Below are 20,325 nucleotides of genomic sequence, written 5' to 3' on the forward strand. Positions count from 1 at the left end.
ATGGATGCCTGGTCCCGTAGTCTCGAGCGCCTCGAAGCGGAGTTCCCGCCGGAAGACGTTCATACCTGGTTGAAGCCGCTGCAGGCCGATCTGCGCGTGGACAGCCTGGTGCTGTATGCACCGAATGCCTTCATCGTCGATCAGGTACGCGAACTGTACCTGGCCCGGATCCGCGAACTGCTGGCGCATTTCGCCGGTTTCAGCGACGTTTTTCTTGAAATCGGCTCGCGCCCGCGCCCCGTGGAGGCGCAGAACGCGCCGGTTCCCACGCCGTCGGCGCAGGCTTCCAGCGAACCGCAGGTGCCCTTCGCCGGCAATCTGGACAATCACTACACGTTCGCCAACTTCGTCGAAGGCCGCAGCAACCAGCTGGGCCTGGCCGCCGCCTTCCAGGCAGCACAGAAGCCGGGCGACCGCGCGCACAACCCGCTGTTGCTGTACGGAGGCACCGGCCTGGGCAAGACCCACCTGATGTTCGCCGCCGGCAACGCCATGCGCCAGGCCAATCCAGGCGCGAAGGTGTTGTACCTGCGTTCGGAACAGTTCTTCAGCGCGATGATCCGGGCCCTGCAGGAAAAGACCATGGATCAGTTCAAGCGCCAGTTCCAGCAGGTGGATGCGCTGCTGATCGATGACATCCAGTTCTTCGCCGGCAAGGACCGCACCCAGGAAGAGTTTTTCCACACCTTCAACGCGTTGTTCGATGGCAAGCAGCAGATCATCCTGACCTGCGACCGCTATCCGCGCGAAGTCGAGGGGCTCGAAGCGCGCCTGAAATCGCGGCTTGCCTGGGGCCTGTCGGTCGCGATCGAACCGCCGGACTTCGAGACCCGCGCCGCGATCGTGCTGGCCAAGGCACGCGAACGCGGTGCCGAGATTCCCGATGATGTTGCGTTCCTGATCGCCAAGAAGATGCGCTCCAACGTGCGCGACCTCGAAGGTGCGCTCAATACCCTGACCGCCCGCGCCAATTTCACCGGCCGCGCGATCACCACTGAATTCGCCCAGGAAACCCTGCGCGACCTGCTGCGCGCCCAGCAGCAGGCGATCAGCATTCCCAACATCCAGAAAACCGTTGCCGACTACTACGGCCTGCAGATCAAGGATCTGCTGTCGAAGCGTCGGACCCGCTCGCTGGCTCGCCCGCGCCAGGTCGCCATGGCCCTGACCAAGGAACTGACCGAGCACAGCCTGCCCGAGATCGGCGATGCCTTTGCCGGTCGCGATCACACCACGGTGCTGCATGCCTGCCGCCAGATCCGGACCCTGATGGAAACCGACGGCAAGCTCCGCGAGGACTGGGACAAGCTGATCCGGAAGCTGAGCGAATGATGCACGGATGCCGATGAGGCGTCATCGCACAAAACGGTGCAGAATCCGGTAGCAAGCGCGGGACACGTTGTGGATAAAAATGGCGTTTGAAATCGCGCAGAATTTATCCACAGCTTTCCCCACCCCCTGGGGGTCGGTAATACAGAGGGTTTCGATGGATGAAACTCTTTTATTTACAAAGACTTAGCGTTGTTTTCCAGCGATTCTGTCTCTACCAGCACCACCAAGCTTTTGATTTATTCCACATTTTTTTAAAGCATAGGGGCACGGAACCACATGCGTTTCACACTGCAGCGCGAAGCCTTTCTCAAGCCGTTGGCACAGGTCGTCAACGTGGTCGAACGCCGCCAGACCCTTCCGGTTCTGGCCAATTTCCTGGTCCAGGTGCAGAACGGCCAGCTGTCGCTGACCGGTACCGACCTGGAAGTGGAGATGGTGTCGCGGATCGCGGTTGAAGATGCCCAGGACGGCGAAACCACCATTCCCGCCCGCAAGCTGTTCGAGATCATCCGCGCCCTGCCCGACGGCAGCCGGATCACCGTCTCGCAGACCGGTGACAAGATCACCGTGCAGGCCGGCCGCAGCCGCTTTACCCTGGCGACGCTGCCCTCCAACGACTTCCCGTCGGTGGACGAAGTGGAAGCTACCGAGCGTGTAGCCATCGGCGAAGCAACCCTGAAGGAGCTGATCGAGCGCACCGCGTTCGCGATGGCCCAGCAGGACGTGCGCTACTACCTCAACGGCCTGCTGTTCGATCTGCGCGGTGATGCCCTGCGGACCGTCGCCACCGACGGCCACCGCCTGGCGCTGTGTGAAACCGACCTGGCCAAGCCCAGCGGTTCCAAGCGCCAGATCATCGTGCCGCGCAAGGGCGTGACCGAACTGCAGCGCCTGCTGGAAAGCGGAGATCGCGAGATCGAGCTGGAAGTCGGCCGTAGCCATGTGCGCGTCAAGCGCGACGATGTCACCTTCACCTCGAAGCTGATCGATGGCCGCTTCCCGGACTATGAAGCAGTGATTCCGATCGGCGCCGACCGCGAAGTGAAGGTTGACCGCGAAGCACTGCGTGCCTCGCTGCAACGCGCCGCGATCCTGTCCAACGAGAAGTACCGGGGTATCCGCGTGGAAGTCTCGCCGGGCAACCTGAAGATCAGCGCGCACAACCCGGAACAGGAAGAAGCCCAGGAAGAGATCGAAGCCGATACCACGGTCAGCGATCTCGCCATCGGCTTCAACGTGAACTACCTGCTGGATGCGCTCTCCGCCCTGCGCGATGAGGAAGTCATCATCCAGCTGCGCGACTCCAACTCCTCTGCGCTGGTGCGTGAATCCAGCAGCGAAAAGTCGCGCCATGTGGTGATGCCGCTGCGTCTCTGACCGCTGTGCTGTTCCACGTGGAACCGAACGACGCCCGGGATTTCCCGGGCGTTTTTTTTGCAGGTTCCACGTGGAGCATCGCGATGGCCGGATCTCCAGGTATGGGTGAATGCCTTCCTTGAGATCGCTGGTTGCCAATTGATCCTGGTTGCCCTTCCGATGTAATTGGTCCTGAGCGACTGGAACCCCGTTCCTGGCCTGGCCGCTGTCCAGCCGCCTTGGATCGAGAATGCAGTTCCCGGGATTTTCAGGCTGATCGCATGTGCCCTGATCTGGTCCGATGGATGAAGCGGATCACGTGCGCATCGCGGTGATTGCTTCATCTGCAGACATCACTGTCCACAGGCCTGGTTTGGGCCGGATCGGGGCCAGCCTAGCTTCTAAATCTGGGTATAAATCTAAAGCATGGTGGTGATGGTAGGCGCAGATTTCGTGGAGAAATGCATTATCTGATTGATTTTGAAGAGATTTATGCACCTGAAACCCCCTGTATAGAGGCCCCTCAGGCTGGGGTGGAACCTGTGGATAGATTCGCAGGTCGGGCAAAAGGGCTTTTTTACCCACAGTTTGCCCATACCTTGTGTATAAGTCATACAGACCTGCTGTGGACGGCGTGAAACGGCGGGCTCGAATTCTTTGAAATCTGTGGAACCCTCCAGGGCATCGCATCGTAGATTTCAAGAAATCTGCGCGGTGTTCGCGCAAACCACCCGTCGGGGCACCTGGCGATGCTCGCGGAATGAGGCTGAAATCGCTGAAATCTGAGGGCCAGTACCCTGCGCCGCCGCTCAGAATTCAAGGATTCCCAGGCGTATCCAGACCCAGTAGATCCCAGGTGAGGGAGCGCCACCACGTGGAACACGCGTAGTGTTGCCAGGCGGAGGCTTCAGCACAGTGGCGATGTCTGGCGCGGCACGGCTGGCTTGACCGATGCAGTAAGCTGATGGATTCCCTGCCCCTCTACCGCCTTGTGCGGATGGTCTTTCGCGCCCCATGCTTATCCGCCGCCTCGCCTTGCATCAACTGCGTCGCTTCAGTGCGGTGGATCTGTTGCCCCAGCCGGGATTGAACCTGCTGACCGGCGACAACGGTGCCGGCAAAACCAGTGTGCTCGAGGCCCTGCATCTGATGGCCTATGGGCGCAGCTTCCGTGGTCGGGTTCGCGATGGGTTGGTGCGACAGGGCCAGGAAGCTCTGGAAATCTTCGTGGAATGGGAGGAACAGCGTGCCAATCACCCACCGCACCGCCGAAAGGCCGGCTTGCGCCACAGCGGCCAGGACTGGCAGGGTCGATTGGACGGCGAAGACGTGGCTCAGCTCGGCAATCTGTGCGCAGCGCTGGCGGTAGTAACGTTCGAACCCGGCAGCCATGCGTTGGTCAGTGGTGGTGGTGAACCCCGCCGCCGCTTCCTCGATTGGGGCTTGTTCCACGTGGAACCGGATTTTCTGTCGCTCTGGCGCCGTTACTCGCGTGCACTGAAACAGCGAAATGCCCTGCTCAAGCAAGGTGGCTCGTCGCGGATGCTGGATACCTGGGATCACGAACTGGCCGAGGCTGGAGAACCCCTGACCAGCCGTCGCCAGCACTACCTGGAGCGCCTGCAGCAGCGTACCGTCTCCCTGGCTGGCAGCTTGGCCCCGCAACTTGGGATCCAGGCACTGGAACTCAGCCCAGGTTGGCGTCGGCACGAGCTTCCCCTGGCCGATGCCCTGCTTCTAGCCCGGGAGCGTGATCGGCAGGCCGGGTATACCTCGGTCGGCCCGCACCGGGCGGACTGGAGCGTGGATTTCCAAAGTATTCCTGGGCGCGATGCGCTGTCCCGCGGCCAAGCCAAGCTGACGGCATTGGCTTGTCTGCTGGCACAAGCCGAGGACTACGCAGAACAGCGCGGCGAATGGCCGGTGATCGCGTTGGACGATCTGTCCTCCGAGCTGGATCGCACCCATCAGGCGCGGGTTCTGGAGCGCCTGCTCAACGGACCGGCACAGATCTTCGTCACCGCCACCGAAACACCGGCAGCATTGGAAGAACTGACCCACATCGCCCGGTTCCACGTGGAACATGCACAGATCGTGGCTGTGCCATAGTGGGCACACCAGGGCCGCTCGACCCCGGCTGGTATAATTCGGGTTGGAATCCTTTCATTCTCGGCGCATCGCTCCAAGCGGTGGCCGACCTGCGGAGCCTACGGCAAGCGCAATGATCGACGAACAGAACACCCCGGCAAACAACGGCAATTACGACGCCAACAGCATTACCGCCCTGGAAGGCCTGGAGGCTGTCCGCAAGCGTCCCGGCATGTACATCGGTGACGTGCATGACGGCACCGGACTGCACCACATGGTGTTCGAGGTCGTTGACAACTCGATCGACGAAGCGCTGGCCGGCCACGCCGATCACGTTGCAGTGACGATCCACGCCGACGGCTCGGTTTCGGTATCCGACAACGGCCGCGGTATCCCGACCGGAAAGCACGAGCAGATGAGCGCCAAGCTTGGTCGCGAAGTGTCTGCCGCCGAAGTGGTCATGACTGTCCTGCACGCGGGCGGCAAGTTCGACGACAACAGCTACAAGGTTTCCGGCGGCCTGCACGGCGTCGGCGTCAGCGTGGTCAACGCGCTGTCGCAGAAGCTGCTGGTGGACGTGTTCCAGAACGGCTTCCATTACCAGCAGGAATTCAGCGACGGTGCCGCCGTGACCGCACTGGCCAAGCTGGAAACCACCACCAAGCGCGGTACCACCGTGCGCTTCTGGCCGTCGACCGTTGCCTTCCACGACAACGTGGAATTCCACTACGACATCCTGGCCCGCCGCCTGCGCGAGCTGTCGTTCCTGAACTCCGGCGTCAAGATCGTCCTTGCCGATGAGCGTGGCGATGGCCGTCGCGATGATTTCCACTACGAAGGCGGCATCCGCAGCTTCGTGGAGCATCTGGCGCAGCTGAAGACCCCGCTGCACCCGAACGTCATCTCCGTCACCGGCGAGCACAACGGCATCGTCGTGGATGTGGCGCTGCAGTGGACCGACTCCTACCAGGAGACGATGTACTGCTTCACCAACAACATTCCGCAGAAGGACGGCGGCACCCACCTCGCCGGTTTCCGTGGCGCGCTGACCCGTGTGCTCAACAACTACATCGAACAGAACGGCATCGCCAAGCAGGCCAAGATCAACCTGACCGGCGACGACATGCGCGAAGGCATGATCGCGGTGCTGTCGGTAAAGGTGCCGGACCCGAGCTTCTCCAGCCAGACCAAGGAAAAGCTGGTCAGCTCCGACGTACGTCCGGCAGTGGAAAACGCCTTTGGTGCGCGCCTGGAAGAGTTCCTGCAGGAAAACCCGAACGAAGCCAAGGCGATCGCCGGCAAGATCGTCGACGCCGCGCGAGCACGAGAAGCCGCGCGCAAGGCCCGCGACCTGACCCGCCGCAAGGGCGCGCTGGACATCGCCGGCCTGCCGGGCAAGCTGGCCGACTGCCAGGAAAAGGACCCGGCGCTGTCCGAACTGTTCATCGTCGAGGGTGACTCGGCAGGTGGTTCGGCCAAGCAGGGTCGCAACCGCAAGAACCAGGCGGTGCTGCCGCTGCGCGGCAAGATCCTCAACGTGGAACGCGCGCGCTTTGACCGCATGCTGTCGTCCGACCAGGTCGGTACGCTGATCACCGCGCTGGGTACCGGCATCGGCCGTGACGAGTACAACCCGGACAAGCTGCGTTACCACAAGATCATCATCATGACCGACGCCGACGTCGACGGCGCCCACATCCGCACCCTGCTGCTGACGTTCTTCTACCGTCAGATGCCGGAGCTGATCGAGCGCGGTTACGTCTACATCGGCCTGCCGCCGCTGTACAAGATCAAGCAGGGCAAGCAGGAGCTGTACCTGAAGGACGACCCCGCGCTGGACAGCTACCTGGCCAGCAGTGCGGTGGAAAACGCCGCGCTGGTGCCGGCCACCGGCGAACCGGGCATCGAAGGCCTGGCGCTGGAAAAGCTGCTGCTGGCCTATGCCGCCGCGCTGGATTCGATCGAGCGCAACGCGCATCGCTATGACCGCAACCTGCTCGAAGCGCTGGTCGATTTCGTGCCGATGGACCTGGACAGCCTGCGCAATGCCGGCGAAGGCGAAGGCCTGGATGCGCTGGCCAAGCGCCTCAACCAGGGCAGCCTGGGCAGCCCGCGCTTCAGCCTGGAACTGCAGGAACCGAACGATGAGCGCCCGGCCGCGGTGCTGGTGACCCGCCGCCACATGGGCGAGGAGCACATCCAGGTGTTGCCGATGTCGGCGTTCGAGAGTGGCGAACTGCGTGCGATCCACCAGGCCTCCAAGCTGTTGCACGGCCTGGTGCGCGAAGGCGCGACGATTTCCCGCGGCGCCAAGTCGATTGAAGTGGACAGTTTTGCCAAGGCGCAGAACTGGCTGCTCGAGGAGGCCAAGCGCGGCCGTCAGATCCAGCGATTCAAGGGTCTGGGCGAAATGAATCCGGAACAGTTGTGGGATACCACGGTGAACCCGGAGACCCGTCGCCTGCTGCAGGTGCGCATTGAAGACGCGGTCGCTGCCGACCAGATTTTCAGTACCCTGATGGGCGATGTGGTCGAACCGCGTCGCGACTTCATCGAAGACAATGCGTTGAAGGTCGCGAATCTGGATATCTGACACAATCGGGACCTGGCCGGTGCGCGGGGAGCTGCACCGGCCGTCGTCCCTTGAACGCAGGTACCTGATGTCCGCATCCGCCCCGGTTTCCGCCCCGCCTCCGGTTCCGCCGGCATCCGCCCCTCCGCGCGCCGTTGCACCGTTGGCAGGTTTCTTCATCGACCTGGGCATCGCTGCCGTCGCCCTGGTCGGCCTGAGCATGGTCACCGGTCTGTTCTGGGGCTTCTACCGTGCGATCGTGGTCAGCCGCGCCAATGCCGAGGCCAATGGCGGCGCACTGACACCTGACACCGTCAGCGCGGTGGTGGGCCAGCCCGGGGCCCTGGCGCAGATCCTGATGGCCCTGATCGCCACCGGTGGCGCCGCACTGCTGCTGTACTTCTGGCGCCGTCCGGCAAACGCCGGCGAGCGCCAGGCCTCGCGGCAGGCGCTGCTGCGGCCTTCCACCTGGGGCTGGACCCTGCTGGTGGCCACGCTGATCGTGCTGGGCAGCAACGGCATCGCCTTCCTTTCCAAGCAGTTCGGCATCGAGCCGGTACCCACCAACGTGGAACTGATGCAGAGCGCGATCGCTCGCTTCCCGTTGTTCCTGGTGCTGTTCGCGGTCGTCCTCGCCCCCGCCTATGAAGAGCTGCTGTTCCGCCGCGTCCTGTTCGGGCGCCTGTGGCAGGCCGGCCGGCCCTGGCTGGGCCTCATCCTCAGCAGCCTGGCGTTCGCCCTGGTCCATGAAGTGCCCGGTGTCAGCAAGAATTCGCTGCTGGGCATGGCGCAGCTGTGGCTGGTCTACGGCGGCATGGGGGCCGCCTTCTGCTGGCTGTACCGCCGCACCGGCACGCTGTGGGCGGCGATCACTGCGCATGCGCTGAACAATGCGGTTGCGCTGGCCGCGATGGTGTTCCTGGGATCAACGTAACGCCGTGCCCGCTTGACGAAAGATTAAGCAGGTACGCTACACACTGCGCACATGAACACGGGGGTGGACCCATGAAACAACTGCTGCTGGCCCTTGTCATCACCACCCTGGTCAGCGCCTGCGCGACCACTACGTCGCCAACCGGACGACGGCAGATGGTGGGCGGCGTGTCACAGGCACAGCTGGACCAGCTGGGTGCGCAGGCGTTCGCCGAGACCAAGCAGAAAGAGAAGATCAGCACGGATGGCCGCCAGAACGGCTACGTGCAATGCGTGGTCAATGCGCTGGTCGCGCAGTTGCCACCTCAGTACCGTGGCGTACGGTGGGAGACGGCTGTATTCGTCGACAAGGAACCGAACGCCTTTGCCCTGCCCGGCGGCAAAGTGGGTGTGAATACCGGCATCTTCACCGTCGCCAGGAACCAGGACCAGTTGGCTGCCGTGATCGGCCATGAGATCGGGCATGTCATCGCGCGTCATCACGAAGAACGCATCACCCGGCAGATGGGCGCGCAGACCGGCCTGGCCGTGCTGGGCGCGCTGGCCGGTGCCGCCTACGGCGATGGTGCCGCCAGCACGGTCAACCAGCTGGGCGGGATGGGTGCGCAGACGGCCTTCCTCCTCCCGGGGTCGCGAACCCAGGAAAGCGAGGCCGATGTCATCGGCCAGCGACTGATGGCGCAGGCCGGATTCAACCCGGCCCAGGCCGTGGATCTGTGGCAGAACATGATGGCCGCCAGCGGCGGTCGCAGCCCGCAATGGCTGTCCACCCACCCCGATCCAGCCAACCGCATCCAGGAACTGCGACGTGATGCACCGGGCCTGACGCCGGTTTATCAGCAGGCGCAGGCGGCCGGGCTGCGGCCAAAGTGCGGATGAGTGCGCAGTTCTATGCTGTATTGCAGCACATAAAACGATTTCTCACGCCATCTGTTTCTGATACGTTTGGCGGCTCAGATTTTTCTGACAGTCCGACTTTGCCGCTATCCGGCGGTTCGATCGAGGTGAACGATGATTTTCCGTAACCACAAAGCTGTGCTTTCCGTCCTCGTCGCGACCGCCCTGACCGGCGCCGTGGTCACCGATGCCTTCGCGCAGTCCTCGCGCTCCTCCGACCGTGGCAGCCGCGGCGGCAGCAGCAAGCAGGCCAAGGCCGAACCGCTGTACCCGAATGCGACCCGGCAGGAGCCGACCGCCAAGGCCTCGGCCAAGATGGGCAGCAAGCTGCAGAAAATGATCGACAGCTACAACAAGGAAAAGTTCCCGGAGACGCGCACGCAGGCTGACGCGATCCTGGCTGACAGCGCCTCGAACGAGTACGACAAGTCGCTGGCCGCGCAGCTGGCCTCGCAGGCCGCCTACCAGACCGACGACACCCCGGCCGCCATCGCCTACCTGAAGCAGGTGATCCAGTTCAACGGCCTGGACAACAACGGCCACTTCCAGTCGATGCTGATGCTGGGCCAGCTGCAGCTGCAGGAAGACCAGACCGCTGAAGGCCTGGCCACCCTGGACAAGTACTTTGCCGAGAGCAAGTCGACCAAGCCGGAAGAGCTGATCGCCAAGGGCCAGGCACTGTACCAGCTGGAGCGCTACCAGGAAGCGATCCCGGTGCTGAAGCAGGCCATCGCCGGCGCTGCCGAGCCGAAGGACAACTGGAACCAGCTGCTGATGGCGGCACTGTCCGAAGCCGGCCAGACCGGTGAGGCCGTGCAGGCCGCAGAAGCGCTGGCGGCCAAGAACCCGACGGACAAGAAGGCCCAGCTGAATCTGGCCAACATGTACATGCAGGCTGACCAGATGCCGAAGGCCGCCGCGGTGATGGACAAGCTGCGCAGCAGCGGCCAGCTCACCGAAGAGCGCGAGTACAAGCAGCTGTACTCGATCTATGCCAACACCGAGAACAAGGAAAAGGACGTCATCGCGGTCATCAATGAAGGGTTGCAGAAGGGCATCCTGAAGCCGGATTACCAGGTTTACCTGGCGCTGGCCCAGTCCTACTACTACTCCGACCAGGTGCCGCAGGCGATCGATGCGTGGCAGAAGGCCGCCCCGCTCTCCAAGGACGGTGAGACCTACCTGAACCTGGCACGCGTCCTGCATGCCGAAGGTCGCGTCCCCGAGGCCAAGCAGGCCGCCCAGCAGGCGCTGGCGAAGGGCGTGAAGAACCAGGCTGATGCCAAAAAAATCATCAACCTGAAGTAAGTAGGAATAACGCCTGAATGCCTGCTCAGTTGATGCGCAGGCGCTCAGGATTGGTATAAGCTTGGAGGTTCCTGCGGTGTCATGCACCGCTGATCAGGGATCCCGCCCCCGGGATTCCGGCCCCACTATTGAGCTCTTGGCGCATGACGGAACAACTAGTCGTTCACCGGTACGAACAACCCGATGACAAGGGGCTGAGCTGGCCTCGCATCGTCGGCATCGCGTTTGTAATTGCCCTGCATCTGGCCGCCTTCATGATGCTCCTGATTCCCGCCGTGGCTCCCAAGGCCGTCGCGGAGAAGGAGCGCAACGTCATGGTGACCATCGTCGACGCGCCGCCGCCGCCCCCACCGCCGCCGCCGCCGCCGCCGCCGCAGGATACTCCGCCACCGCCGGTGAAGAATCTGTCGCCGCCGAAGCCGTCGCCCGTACCGCCGCCGCCGCAGGCGCCGGTCGTCGATGTGCCGGAGCCGCGCCCGAACGATATCGTCACCCCGCCGTCGCCTCCGGCGCCGCCGGCACCGCCGACCTCGATCGAGGCCAGCGTGGACATCTCGTCGAAGGCCATGAATCCGCCGCGCTATCCGCCGGCAGCCTTCCGCGCGGGTATCCAGGGCGAAGTGATCCTGATCATTGATGTCGATGCCAACGGCAACGTCACCAATGTCACGGTGGAAAAGTCCAGCCGTAACCGCGACCTGGACCGTGCTGCGATGGAAGCGGCTCGCAAGTGGCGCTTCAACGCCGCTGAATCTGGCGGTAAGAAGACGGCAGGTCGCGTTCGCGTCCCGGTCAACTTTGCGCTGAACTGATGCGCCCGGGTGGCCGCCTGGCCGCCCCGGTTCCCAGTTCGATTGTTTGCTTAGCTACACCCTTTATCACCACACACAACAAAGGTAAGCGTCATGCTGCAGGAAATTTTCATCGCCGCTGCTGCCGGGGGCAATCCGTCCAATGCCCTGTCGCAGATGGGCTTCGAGCACCTGATCCACGAAATGACCACCAAGCCGGGTGATTTCGCGGTTTCCTGGGTCGTGCTGCTGACCCTGATCGCCATGTCGGCCATGTCCTGGTACTGGACCGTCATCAACATCTTCCGTGCCACCCGCCTGAAGAGCGCCGCTGATCGCGTCGTCAGCCTGTTCTGGGACACCCCGAACGCGCAGGACGCCATCCGTGCGATGGAAGAACAGCCGGCTTCGGAGCCGTTCTCGAAGATCGCCCTGGACGCTGCCCAGGCGGCTGCCCACCACCAGCGCGCTGAAGGCGGCGCCACCGGTGGCCTGGGTGAGAACCTGAGCCGTTCGGAGTTCGTCGACCGCGCTCTGCGCCAGGCCGTCACCCGCGAAAGCAACAAGCTGCAGTCGGGCATGACCCTGCTGGCAACCGTCGGCGCAACCGCTCCGTTCGTCGGTCTGCTGGGTACCGTGTGGGGCATCTACGGCGCGCTGATCAAGATCGGTGCCACCGGCTCCGCTTCGATCGACGCCGTTGCCGGCCCGGTGGGTGAAGCGCTGATCATGACCGCGATCGGTCTGTTCGTCGCGATCCCGGCCGTGTTCGCCTTCAACTTCTTCAGCAAGATCAACAGCGCGACCATCAGCAAGTTCGATACCTTCGCGCACGACCTGCACGACTTCTTCGCCACCGGTTCGCGCGTCCGCTAATTGCGGCGCGCGTCACCCAGCGACGAAGTAAGTAGTCACCAAGATCTAGACGGAGCCCGTTATGGCTTTCAGTAGTGGTAACAGCGGCGGCCCCATGGCCGACATCAACGTTACGCCCCTCGTGGACGTGATGCTGGTGCTGCTGATCATCTTCATCATCACGGCGCCCCTGATGTCCCACAAGGTCAAGGTGGATCTGCCGGAAGCCAACCTGATCCAGAAGCCGGAAGATGCTGAAAAGCGTTCCGGACCGATCACCCTGGCAGTCAAGGAAGACGGCTCGATCTACTGGAACGACGAAGAAATCAACAAGCAGACTCTCGAGTCGCGCTTGGCGACCGCCGCCCAGCAGACCCCGCAGCCGCCGCTGAACCTGCGTGGTGACCGCACCACCAAGATGCGCGTCATCAACGACCTGACCAAGGTCGCGCAGGAGCAGGGCATGCTGGACGTCGGCTTCGTCGCGACCAAAGAAAAGGGGCAATAAGCCATGGCATTCAGTAGTGGTGGTGGCAAGGGCCCCATGGCAGACATCAACGTCACGCCCCTCGTGGACGTGATGCTGGTTCTGCTGATCATCTTCATCGTGACCGCGCCGATCATGACGTACCCGATCGCCGTGGACCTGCCGCAGCGCGTGCTCAACCCACCGCCGCAGCTGGTCGAACCGCCGCCGCCGATCGAACTGAAGATCGACGCCAGCAACCAGGTCTCGTGGAACAACAGCCCGATCAATACCAGCGAGCTGCAGCAGCGGATGGAGCAGGAGGTCCAGCGTGACCCGACCAACCAGCCGGAACTGCGCATCGACGCCAGCCCGGATTCGGAGTACGACGTGATGGCCAAGGTTCTGGCCGCCGCGAAGAACGCTCAGATGAAGAAGATCGGTTTTGTGCAGCAGTAAACGCGACACCGCAACACAACAGTCATGACGCGACTGCAGACGCCCCTGGAAACAGGGGCGTTTTTTTTTTGTGCCTGCGGGGCCCGTCGGGGTCAGATCCCTTTCCCTCAGGAAAGGGATCTGACCCCATCAGGGAGCACGCGCCCGCTATGATCGGCGGATGCTCGCCCTCTTCGACTCCCTGCGCCATTGGCTCGACGGCATCGCCCACCTCGGCACCATCCTGGCGGTGGCCTACCTGCTGTACCTGTTCGCGCTGGCGGGCTGGATCATGCTGCAGAAGCGCGAGCCGGTGGCCACGCTGAGCTGGATCCTGTCGTTGGCGCTGCTCCCCTACCTGGGGCTCTTCATCTACTACCTGCTGGGTCCGCAGAAGGTGAAGCGGCAGCGGCTGCGCCGTGGTCGCGCCCGCTCGGGGATGGAGCACTACAGTGATGTCTGCCCACCCGATTCGGACTGCACAGAGCTGGCCAAGGTTGCCCAGGCCACCACCGGGCTGGCGCCAAGCAGTGCCACCGAGGTGACCTGGCTGGTCGACGGCGCGGCCACCTACGCCGCACTGCTCGATGCGATCGCACAGGCGCGCGACCACGTGCACCTGGAGTACTACATCTTCAATCCGGACCACGCTGGCACTGCCCTGCGTGATGCCCTGGTCGAGCGCGCCCGTGCGGGGGTGCAGGTGCGCCTTCTGCTGGATGCGGTTGGCTCGTCCGCCCTGCCCCGCCGCTTCCTGCAGCCCCTGCTGGATGCCGGCGGCGAAGCAATCTGGTTCCATCCGCGGCAGCTGCTGAAGCCGTTCAAACGCCCGTGGTTGAACCTGCGCACGCATCGCAAGCTGGTGATCATCGATGGCCGCCTTGCCTTTACCGGCGGCATCAACATCACCGACGAGGAAGACGAGAGCCGCAGACCCGACGCCTACCGCGACCTGCACATGCGTATCCGCGGCCATGTCGTGCGCAGCCTGCAGCTGGTGTTCGCCGAAGACTGGCTGTACGCCAGTGGACAGGATCCCTCGCGGATGGACATCGCCCGTCTATGGCCGGCCGACATGCCGCTGCGCGGTGATGGCGCGATCAACGCGCAGGTACTGGTGTCGGGTCCGGATTCGGGCTGGGAGACCATCCACCGCCTCCACGTCGCCGCCATCCAGGAAGCACACGAGCGGGTGTGGCTGGTCACCCCCTATTTCGTGCCGGGTGAAGCGGCGCGGATGGCGTTGACCTCCGCTGCACTGGGCGGCCTGGATGTGCGCCTGCTGGTACCGAAGATGAGCGATTCGTGGTTCGTCACCCAGGCCGCACGTTCCTACTTCGATGAGCTGTTGCATGCGGGCGTGAAGATCTACGAATACGGCCCGCGGATGCTGCATACCAAGGCGTTCATCGCCGATGACGATGTCTGTATTGTCGGCAGTGCCAACTTTGACCACCGCAGCTTCCGGCTGAACTTCGAGCTGTCGATGATGATCAGCGACCGCGACCGTGTGGCGGCCCTGGCCGAGCTGCTGCAGGGCGAATTCGACCGCGCCACGCGGGTGCATGACCAGGCCGGCCGCTCGCTGTGGCTGTACCGCCTGCCCGAGGCCTTCGCCCGGCTGGCCTCGCCGCTGCTCTGACGCAGCGCTACACTGCGGCGATCATCCGGGGAGCCCGACTATGTACTGGTTGTACCTGCTGCTGGCGCTGGGCTGCTTTGCCTTCGCGCTGAAGACCCCGAGCGCGGGGTTGATGACCCTGTGCCTGCTGGCTGCCCTCGCCTTCCTGCTGGCCTGGGTACGCGGCCGCTACGTGGCCCGTTTCGGCGACCTGCAGCGCGACCCGGCCACCCTCATTGACGCCGAAGAACTGCGACGCCTGCGCGAACAGGCCCAGGCCCGCCGCAACGACGACCACAACGACCACGACCCGTCTCCTCTTTCCAAGTAGTCCCGTTCCATGACCCAGCTCAGCGTCAACGTCAACAAGATCGCCGTCCTGCGCAATTCGCGCGGCGGCGCCGAACCGGACGTGGTGCGCGCCGCCCAGGCCTGCCTGGATGCCGGCGCCCACGGCATCACCGTGCATCCGCGGCCGGACCGCCGTCACATCACCGCCGAGGACGTGCTGGCCCTGTCCACCCTGACCCGCGCGCGTGGCGTTGAATTCAACATCGAAGGCAATCCGTTCGCGCCGCCGCGCGAGGGCTACCCGGGGCTGCTGCCGCTGTGCGAACAGACCGGTCCGGCGCAGGCCACCCTGGTCCCCGATGGTGATGGCCAGATCACCTCCGACCATGGCTTCGACTTCGCGCGTGACGCAGAGCGGCTGCGCCCGCTGATCGCCGAACTGAAGGCGATGGGCTGCCGGGTCAGCCTGTTCGTCGATGCCGGCAACCCGCTGCTGGAGCAGGCGGCCGAGGTCGGTGCCGACCGCATCGAGCTGTACACCGGCCCTTACGCAGAGGCGCATGCGGCTGGCGATGCCGACGCGATGCTGGCGCTGTTCGCCACTGCCGCCCGCCGCGCGCAGGCCGTCGGCCTGGGCGTGAATGCCGGTCATGACCTGTCGCAGGACAACCTGCGCGACTTCCTGGCCCACGTGCCGGAGGTGCTGGAGGTCTCGATCGGCCACGCACTGATTGGCGAGGCGTTGTATGACGGGCTGGATGCCACCGTGCGCGGGTACCTGGCGCTGCTCTGACACCTCCCCGGTAGAGTCGAGCCGTGCTCGACTCAGCACCGCCCTGAACCCTTCAGACGGCCGTCGCAGCCATTGAGACGGTCGCGACGTACTCTGCCGTCATGGGTATTGCGATCAAGGGCCGAGGTTCCACGTCCCACCTTGCCGGGCGCTTTGAAAGCACCGTCAGCGAGGCGGTGGACGACGGCTGGGCGGTCGACGAGAGCGAGGAGTTCCTCGCCCCACGCCTGCGCACCGAGGTACGTGCGGAAACCGCACGCAGCATCATCACCCGCAACACTTCGCCGGACGTCGGCTTCAGCCAGTCGGTGAATCCGTATCGCGGTTGCGAGCATGGTATCAATACCCCCTGATTGTTCACTAGATAAATCCATATAGATCAACAGGTTAGAGAATAATCAGTAAACACATTGCTATCGGCACAATCCCCCGCGCAGTGCCGGCCAAACACGCCCATCCTGGAGAGGTTGGCCAACCTTCGTGGTCTGCAAAGAGTGTTAGAGCCCTGCGGCGCGCAGCAGGGCCGACATCGAGGTACCCATGCCTTTAGCAACTCGCTCCAAGGTAGCGAGAGTGAGGTTCTTTTCGCCACGCTCGATCTTGCTGTAGTAGGCGCGGTGCATCTGGATGTGGTCAGCAAAGGCTTCTTGGCTGACACCCAGATCAATGCGATGCGCGCGGATCACATCTGCAAGTTTCGCTTGGTTCGTATGCTCGACCATACGAAGCAGCTTGTGGTTCCAGTACTTTAAAGACTACGCCTCTAAAGGTAGTCTACTTATAAGTACTAATTGCATCTCCCATGAACTTTTACCTCGTATGTCCGGAACTGGAGTTCACTCTTGAGCTTCCCTTTTCTCCCATGGGCAGGGAGCAGGTCGCTATGCAGATGCGTCGAATGCAAGAAGAGGAAGGGCAAGCAAGAGGCTTTGAGTACCGCCTGGCAGAAGAGCTCTCAAAGCTCATCCCCCAGCTAACGGATTGGGACATCAAGCCGCCCACGGGTGCACAGATGGCATATGCGACTTCGCTCTGCGCACAGTTGGGCATTCCACTGCCTGCAGCAACACGTCGATCGCGGGCATTGATGCAGATCTTCTTGGCGGAAGCCAAAGCGCTCCATGGCCAACGCAGCTGATAAAGGCCTTGCCAGCCGAAGCTGTGGATAAGCCTGGGCAGAACCTACTCGCCAAACGACCGTATGGCCTACAGCTAGCTGAATTTCACGGTGTTGCGGCGCCTGTGGTTAGCAATAATACTAACGGCCCGACCTTCCCAAGTTGTCGCCATGGAACAGGATGCTCGAAAGGCCCAAGTTCCCCTCAAAGGCAGAGGGGCCGCATCGCGTGTCCCAAGCCGTTTCGATACCACTGCAACAGTGGGAGTCGACGACGGCTGGGAGTCGGTCTACCAGGAGATGGAAGACGCGCCACCGCTGAGAACTCAGGTGCAGGAAGAGCGAGCGCGCACAGTGATCAGCCACAACTCATCCCCTGACGTTGGCTTTAGCGCGTCGGTCAACCCGTACCGCGGCTGCGAGCATGGCTGTGTTTACTGTTTTGCTCGCCCTTCTCACTCCTACTTGAGCCTTTCACCAGGCTTAGACTTCGAGACGCGCCTGTTTGCAAAGACAAATGCCCCGGAGCGCCTCAGAGCAGAAATTAGCAAGTCGAACTACAAGTGCACCCCGATTGCGTTGGGGATAAACACAGACGGCTATCAGCCGATTGAAAGGAATTACCAAATTACACGCCAATGCCTTGAGGTGCTTGCTGATGCCAAGCATCCGGTGAGCTTCGTCACCAAGAGTGCCTTGATCACCAGGGACGTCGAACTGCTGGCGTCGATGGCCAAGGATCGGTTGGTTACGGTCTACTTCTCGGTCACCACGCTCGACAGGAAGCTATCTGCAAAACTGGAACCACGAGCTGCTGCTCCCCACGCAAGGCTGCGAGCAATGAATCAGCTGCACGAGGCAGGAGTACCGGTAGGGGTTTTGATCGCGCCGGTCATTCCCATGATCACCGACCATGACCTAGAAGCCATCCTTGAGGCTGCTCACGAACACGGCGCTCGGGCAGCAGGCTACGTGCTTCTCAGGCTACCCAACGAGATTAAGGACATTTGGAGAGAATGGCTCGAGCTGCACTATCCGGACCGCGCTGCGCACGTGCTTAGCTTGATGCGACAGATGCATGGTGGAAAGGAGTATGACGCCAGCTTTGGCACCAGGATGTCCGGAACTGGCCCTGTAGCGGACTTGATCCGGAAGCGCTTTGAAAAGAAGCATCGTGAACTCGGTTTCACTAGGCTGCCAGCGCTGGCCACTCATCTTTTTCAACCTCCCCAAGACAAGTCGCCACAGGGGCAACTTTTCTAGCCGAACGGAAAACGAGGCTAGCATCAGTACAAAGCTATGGATGCAGTCCGAGCGGCGCCTACAGGGACAGAGCGTCCTAGGTTTCTGAGTACTGATACCATCTCCCCGAAAAGGAAATAGCATCTCCTCCGCAGCAAGCTTAGACGGCTTTCCAAACATATTTGGTTATCCCGCTTCCTCATGAAAAGGACCAGCGTATGCCCAAGCAAGTGAGAGGTTTATCAGTCTACCGAAGCACGATTGAGCGGCTGCCACAGTTTCGCATTCTTAGCGGCCCACTCACAGAACACCAAGCGGCGATGCTGGGATTCGACGACCTTCCGCTCGCAGGCGCTTCCATTGTGCCAAGCGCCGAAGGACCCGCGACGTTATTCAATGCCCGAGGCAAAGAGATCATCCGAAAGGACCTTCCGATGGTCACCAAGTCTCGATCAATCAATACCTCGTGGAAGGACTGGCACGGACACACTCACCACGGTACTCAGACAAGATCCTATGAGACCTATCCCAGGGAATACGTTGCACCACCTGGTGAATTCCTCACTGCTGTAGATACAGACAGTGGTATCGCAATGGCTACTAGGATCATTGACCGGACGGAGCCAGAAGAGAGCATTGCAAACCTCCTCAACATCTACCTGGAATGCTTCCAACACTTCGAAATCGTTGACCCGGACCTCGCGGTGCCGGTCAGGGTCGAGAAGATCAACTGGCGCATTCTCCCTCCGGGGAAGTTCCCGTTCGATAGAGCGATGCAGGTATTGGATAGTTATCTGAAGCAGTTGACCGACAGCGACCGCGCAGTCGCTAAGCAGCGCATCCGGACCATCACTCGTCACGAGCCCGACTTCATGGCAGTCGGATTAGGCGGTTTCAGTGAGTACATCGTTTTTGGGTTCACGGGAAGGAATCGATACGTGTTCGAGAGTCCCGAGTCAGGCAATGCCACTTACATCTTCAGGAACGAGTGGGAGGCGGTGTCTCAGCTCACCAAACGCCAGATCCTTCAAGAGCAGCTGCAGGAGACCAGGATCATCCACACCTCGCGTTGGGCCGTAGAGGTCTCAGAAGCAATCCAACGGAAGTGAAGTGGTTGGGCAAAGTTTCAGAGGGGCGTAGCCCGAACCGGTACCCTGTGACCCACGCCATGGATAGCTACCTACCGATGCGTTTACTCAGGCTTAGAAGCTTAGACAGGAACTCCCAATGAAGCCAACCATCCTGGCACTGGACCTCGAAGGCACGCTCATCTCCAACGCAGTCAGTCAGATTCCTCGCCCTGGGCTTCATCGGTTCCTAGAGGATGTCCGATCGCAGTTCGAGGAACTTGTACTGTTCACTACGGTTCCCGAGGCACTTGCAAGAAGAATTGCCGGACTCCTGGCTAGGGAAGGCAGTGTTCCGGCATGGTTTGTCGAGCTTCGATACATCCACTGGTCTGGAAGGACAAAGGATCTTTCCTATGTCTCCCCCCACGTGGGTGAAGCCCTTCTCTTGGATGACCATGGCCCCTATGTGCATGATGGGCAGGAGAGACTGTGGGTCGAGATCCCGCTGTTCGGCTCCCCGTACTCGTCAGACGATGACGGGTTGCAGATCGCAGCTGAACGCCTGACCGATCGCATCATTGAACTGCAGAGTGCATCCGACCTTGGCCACATGATCGCCGATCATGGCTGAGCAGCGCGTTGTCTCGATGGCTCGTTGAAAGAGCGCGTATGCAGCGGCCGTCCTCTCGCACATTCGGCACAGTTAGGGATCAGCACGCGGGCAGCACTCGAGAAACTCTTTGATAGCGTCGCTCCGGAGAACCCGGAGACGGCCAACCAAAGGTTGCCAGCAATCAAAAGTGGTGCAGTGGCGTTGCGGCAACCTTACCTTTGCCGGCAGCAATTGAATCGGTAGCTCCAGGCGTACCCACTGCCCAGCCAACACGCTTCCCTAAAGAACGCGCAGTAGCAACCGCGGCGTCTCCCGATTGATGATGTCAACTCACTGCCAGCCTTGGGTAGCCATTGACCGCGCGCTACCGATTGCCGCGCCAAGCGGACACCAACATTGGTACTGAAGGAGCAAATCTAGCCTGCGCGACGAACGAACCCACCTCTCTGTTGCGCACTTCCCCCGTACCAGCGAGCAGGTCTTCCTTCACACCGAGCGTACCAGTAGGGTCACGATCACGCGTAAATATATGAATCAATGGA

The 20,325-nt window shown here is 62.0% G+C and carries 19 protein-coding genes and 1 pseudogene; 19 read left to right on the forward strand and 1 reads right to left on the reverse strand.

Annotated elements, in window-relative coordinates:
- The 15 genes and pseudogenes from dnaA to ACYKG1_RS00075 all read left to right on the forward strand — a co-directional run.
- The gene (gene dnaA, locus ACYKG1_RS00005) at positions 1-1,332 is read left to right on the forward strand and encodes a chromosomal replication initiator protein DnaA (protein ID WP_478471396.1); all 1,332 of its coding nucleotides are present in this window, start codon (positions 1-3) and stop codon (positions 1,330-1,332) included.
- 276 nt (positions 1,333-1,608) lie between these two features.
- Entirely contained in the window at positions 1,609-2,709 is a 1,101-nt protein-coding gene (gene dnaN, locus ACYKG1_RS00010; protein WP_005411731.1) for a DNA polymerase III subunit beta, read from the forward strand.
- 993 nt (positions 2,710-3,702) lie between these two features.
- Positions 3,703-4,797 carry a DNA replication/repair protein RecF gene (gene recF / locus ACYKG1_RS00015; protein ID WP_100475109.1) on the forward strand — a complete coding sequence of 365 codons (1,095 nt, stop codon included), beginning with the start codon at positions 3,703-3,705 and terminating at the stop codon, positions 4,795-4,797.
- 112 nt (positions 4,798-4,909) lie between these two features.
- Positions 4,910-7,369, forward strand: coding sequence for a DNA topoisomerase (ATP-hydrolyzing) subunit B (gyrB, locus tag ACYKG1_RS00020; protein ID WP_478471398.1), 2,460 nt, complete (start codon positions 4,910-4,912; stop codon positions 7,367-7,369).
- Positions 7,370-7,436: 67 nt separating this feature from the next.
- A complete protein-coding gene (locus ACYKG1_RS00025) occupies positions 7,437-8,282 on the forward strand; it encodes a CPBP family intramembrane glutamic endopeptidase (protein ID WP_262084115.1) in 846 nt (281 codons plus the stop codon).
- Between the two features lie 71 nt (positions 8,283-8,353).
- On the forward strand, positions 8,354-9,160 hold the full coding sequence (locus tag ACYKG1_RS00030; protein ID WP_100475106.1) for a M48 family metallopeptidase: 807 nt from the start codon (positions 8,354-8,356) through the stop codon (positions 9,158-9,160).
- Positions 9,161-9,292: 132 nt separating this feature from the next.
- Positions 9,293-10,486, forward strand: a complete 1,194-nt coding sequence (locus tag ACYKG1_RS00035) for a tetratricopeptide repeat protein (protein WP_087921034.1) — start codon at positions 9,293-9,295, stop codon at positions 10,484-10,486.
- A 143-nt stretch (positions 10,487-10,629) separates the two neighbouring features.
- Complete coding sequence (locus ACYKG1_RS00040; protein WP_100475104.1) at positions 10,630-11,298, forward strand: energy transducer TonB; 669 nt, start codon at positions 10,630-10,632, stop codon at positions 11,296-11,298.
- Positions 11,299-11,391: 93 nt separating this feature from the next.
- Positions 11,392-12,153 carry a TonB-system energizer ExbB gene (exbB, locus tag ACYKG1_RS00045; protein ID WP_100475103.1) on the forward strand — a complete coding sequence of 254 codons (762 nt, stop codon included), beginning with the start codon at positions 11,392-11,394 and terminating at the stop codon, positions 12,151-12,153.
- Between the two features lie 61 nt (positions 12,154-12,214).
- Entirely contained in the window at positions 12,215-12,640 is a 426-nt protein-coding gene (locus ACYKG1_RS00050) for an ExbD/TolR family protein (RefSeq protein ID WP_005411739.1), read from the forward strand.
- A 3-nt stretch (positions 12,641-12,643) separates the two neighbouring features.
- Entirely contained in the window at positions 12,644-13,057 is a 414-nt protein-coding gene (locus tag ACYKG1_RS00055) for an ExbD/TolR family protein (RefSeq protein ID WP_005411740.1), read from the forward strand.
- A 160-nt stretch (positions 13,058-13,217) separates the two neighbouring features.
- A complete protein-coding gene (cls, locus tag ACYKG1_RS00060) occupies positions 13,218-14,678 on the forward strand; it encodes a cardiolipin synthase (protein ID WP_478471401.1) in 1,461 nt (486 codons plus the stop codon).
- Between the two features lie 40 nt (positions 14,679-14,718).
- Positions 14,719-14,988, forward strand: coding sequence for a hypothetical protein (locus ACYKG1_RS00065; RefSeq protein WP_100475101.1), 270 nt, complete (start codon positions 14,719-14,721; stop codon positions 14,986-14,988).
- Positions 14,989-14,997: 9 nt separating this feature from the next.
- Entirely contained in the window at positions 14,998-15,741 is a 744-nt protein-coding gene (locus ACYKG1_RS00070) for a pyridoxine 5'-phosphate synthase (protein WP_478471403.1), read from the forward strand.
- Between the two features lie 101 nt (positions 15,742-15,842).
- A pseudogene (locus tag ACYKG1_RS00075) lies at positions 15,843-16,079 on the forward strand (radical SAM protein); the annotation flags it as partial.
- A 159-nt stretch (positions 16,080-16,238) separates the two neighbouring features.
- On the opposite strand, the gene ACYKG1_RS00080 reads toward ACYKG1_RS00075, so the two are convergent.
- The gene (locus ACYKG1_RS00080) at positions 16,239-16,463 is read right to left on the reverse strand and encodes a helix-turn-helix domain-containing protein (protein WP_012478633.1); all 225 of its coding nucleotides are present in this window, start codon (positions 16,461-16,463) and stop codon (positions 16,239-16,241) included.
- An 80-nt stretch (positions 16,464-16,543) separates the two neighbouring features.
- Between ACYKG1_RS00080 and ACYKG1_RS00085 the strand changes: the two genes are divergently transcribed.
- The 4 genes from ACYKG1_RS00085 (at position 16,544) to ACYKG1_RS00100 (ending at position 19,801) form a co-directional block, all read left to right on the forward strand.
- Positions 16,544-16,879: a hypothetical protein gene (locus ACYKG1_RS00085; protein ID WP_012478634.1), complete on the forward strand. Its 336-nt coding sequence runs from the start codon at positions 16,544-16,546 to the stop codon at positions 16,877-16,879.
- Between the two features lie 150 nt (positions 16,880-17,029).
- Positions 17,030-18,121 (forward strand): PA0069 family radical SAM protein, encoded by a 1,092-nt coding sequence (locus ACYKG1_RS00090; protein WP_021204599.1) that lies wholly within the window; start codon positions 17,030-17,032, stop codon positions 18,119-18,121.
- 299 nt (positions 18,122-18,420) lie between these two features.
- The gene (locus ACYKG1_RS00095; RefSeq protein WP_232418926.1) at positions 18,421-19,209 is read left to right on the forward strand and encodes a hypothetical protein; all 789 of its coding nucleotides are present in this window, start codon (positions 18,421-18,423) and stop codon (positions 19,207-19,209) included.
- 118 nt (positions 19,210-19,327) lie between these two features.
- The gene (locus tag ACYKG1_RS00100) at positions 19,328-19,801 is read left to right on the forward strand and encodes an NIF family HAD-type phosphatase (protein ID WP_021204601.1); all 474 of its coding nucleotides are present in this window, start codon (positions 19,328-19,330) and stop codon (positions 19,799-19,801) included.
- The last annotated feature ends 524 nt before the right edge of the window (positions 19,802-20,325 follow it).

It is taken from the genome of Stenotrophomonas sp. 85239_Sma, from assembly GCF_056481725.1.

What these genes read in the sequence shown, in the direction of transcription:
- dnaA (WP_478471396.1), top strand. Translation starts at nt 1, where the DNA reads ATGGATGCCTGGTCCCGTAGTCTCGAGCGCCTCGAAGCGGAGTTCCCG.
- dnaN (WP_005411731.1), top strand. Translation starts at nt 1,609, where the DNA reads ATGCGTTTCACACTGCAGCGCGAAGCCTTTCTCAAGCCGTTGGCACAG.
- recF (WP_100475109.1), top strand. Translation starts at nt 3,703, where the DNA reads ATGCTTATCCGCCGCCTCGCCTTGCATCAACTGCGTCGCTTCAGTGCG.
- gyrB (WP_478471398.1), top strand. Translation starts at nt 4,910, where the DNA reads ATGATCGACGAACAGAACACCCCGGCAAACAACGGCAATTACGACGCC.
- ACYKG1_RS00025 (WP_262084115.1), top strand. Translation starts at nt 7,437, where the DNA reads ATGTCCGCATCCGCCCCGGTTTCCGCCCCGCCTCCGGTTCCGCCGGCA.
- ACYKG1_RS00030 (WP_100475106.1), top strand. Translation starts at nt 8,354, where the DNA reads ATGAAACAACTGCTGCTGGCCCTTGTCATCACCACCCTGGTCAGCGCC.
- ACYKG1_RS00035 (WP_087921034.1), top strand. Translation starts at nt 9,293, where the DNA reads ATGATTTTCCGTAACCACAAAGCTGTGCTTTCCGTCCTCGTCGCGACC.
- ACYKG1_RS00040 (WP_100475104.1), top strand. Translation starts at nt 10,630, where the DNA reads ATGACGGAACAACTAGTCGTTCACCGGTACGAACAACCCGATGACAAG.
- exbB (WP_100475103.1), top strand. Translation starts at nt 11,392, where the DNA reads ATGCTGCAGGAAATTTTCATCGCCGCTGCTGCCGGGGGCAATCCGTCC.
- ACYKG1_RS00050 (WP_005411739.1), top strand. Translation starts at nt 12,215, where the DNA reads ATGGCTTTCAGTAGTGGTAACAGCGGCGGCCCCATGGCCGACATCAAC.
- ACYKG1_RS00055 (WP_005411740.1), top strand. Translation starts at nt 12,644, where the DNA reads ATGGCATTCAGTAGTGGTGGTGGCAAGGGCCCCATGGCAGACATCAAC.
- cls (WP_478471401.1), top strand. Translation starts at nt 13,218, where the DNA reads ATGCTCGCCCTCTTCGACTCCCTGCGCCATTGGCTCGACGGCATCGCC.
- ACYKG1_RS00065 (WP_100475101.1), top strand. Translation starts at nt 14,719, where the DNA reads ATGTACTGGTTGTACCTGCTGCTGGCGCTGGGCTGCTTTGCCTTCGCG.
- ACYKG1_RS00070 (WP_478471403.1), top strand. Translation starts at nt 14,998, where the DNA reads ATGACCCAGCTCAGCGTCAACGTCAACAAGATCGCCGTCCTGCGCAAT.
- ACYKG1_RS00080 (WP_012478633.1), bottom strand. Translation starts at nt 16,463, where the DNA reads ATGGTCGAGCATACGAACCAAGCGAAACTTGCAGATGTGATCCGCGCG.
- ACYKG1_RS00085 (WP_012478634.1), top strand. Translation starts at nt 16,544, where the DNA reads ATGAACTTTTACCTCGTATGTCCGGAACTGGAGTTCACTCTTGAGCTT.
- ACYKG1_RS00090 (WP_021204599.1), top strand. Translation starts at nt 17,030, where the DNA reads ATGGAACAGGATGCTCGAAAGGCCCAAGTTCCCCTCAAAGGCAGAGGG.
- ACYKG1_RS00095 (WP_232418926.1), top strand. Translation starts at nt 18,421, where the DNA reads ATGCTGGGATTCGACGACCTTCCGCTCGCAGGCGCTTCCATTGTGCCA.
- ACYKG1_RS00100 (WP_021204601.1), top strand. Translation starts at nt 19,328, where the DNA reads ATGAAGCCAACCATCCTGGCACTGGACCTCGAAGGCACGCTCATCTCC.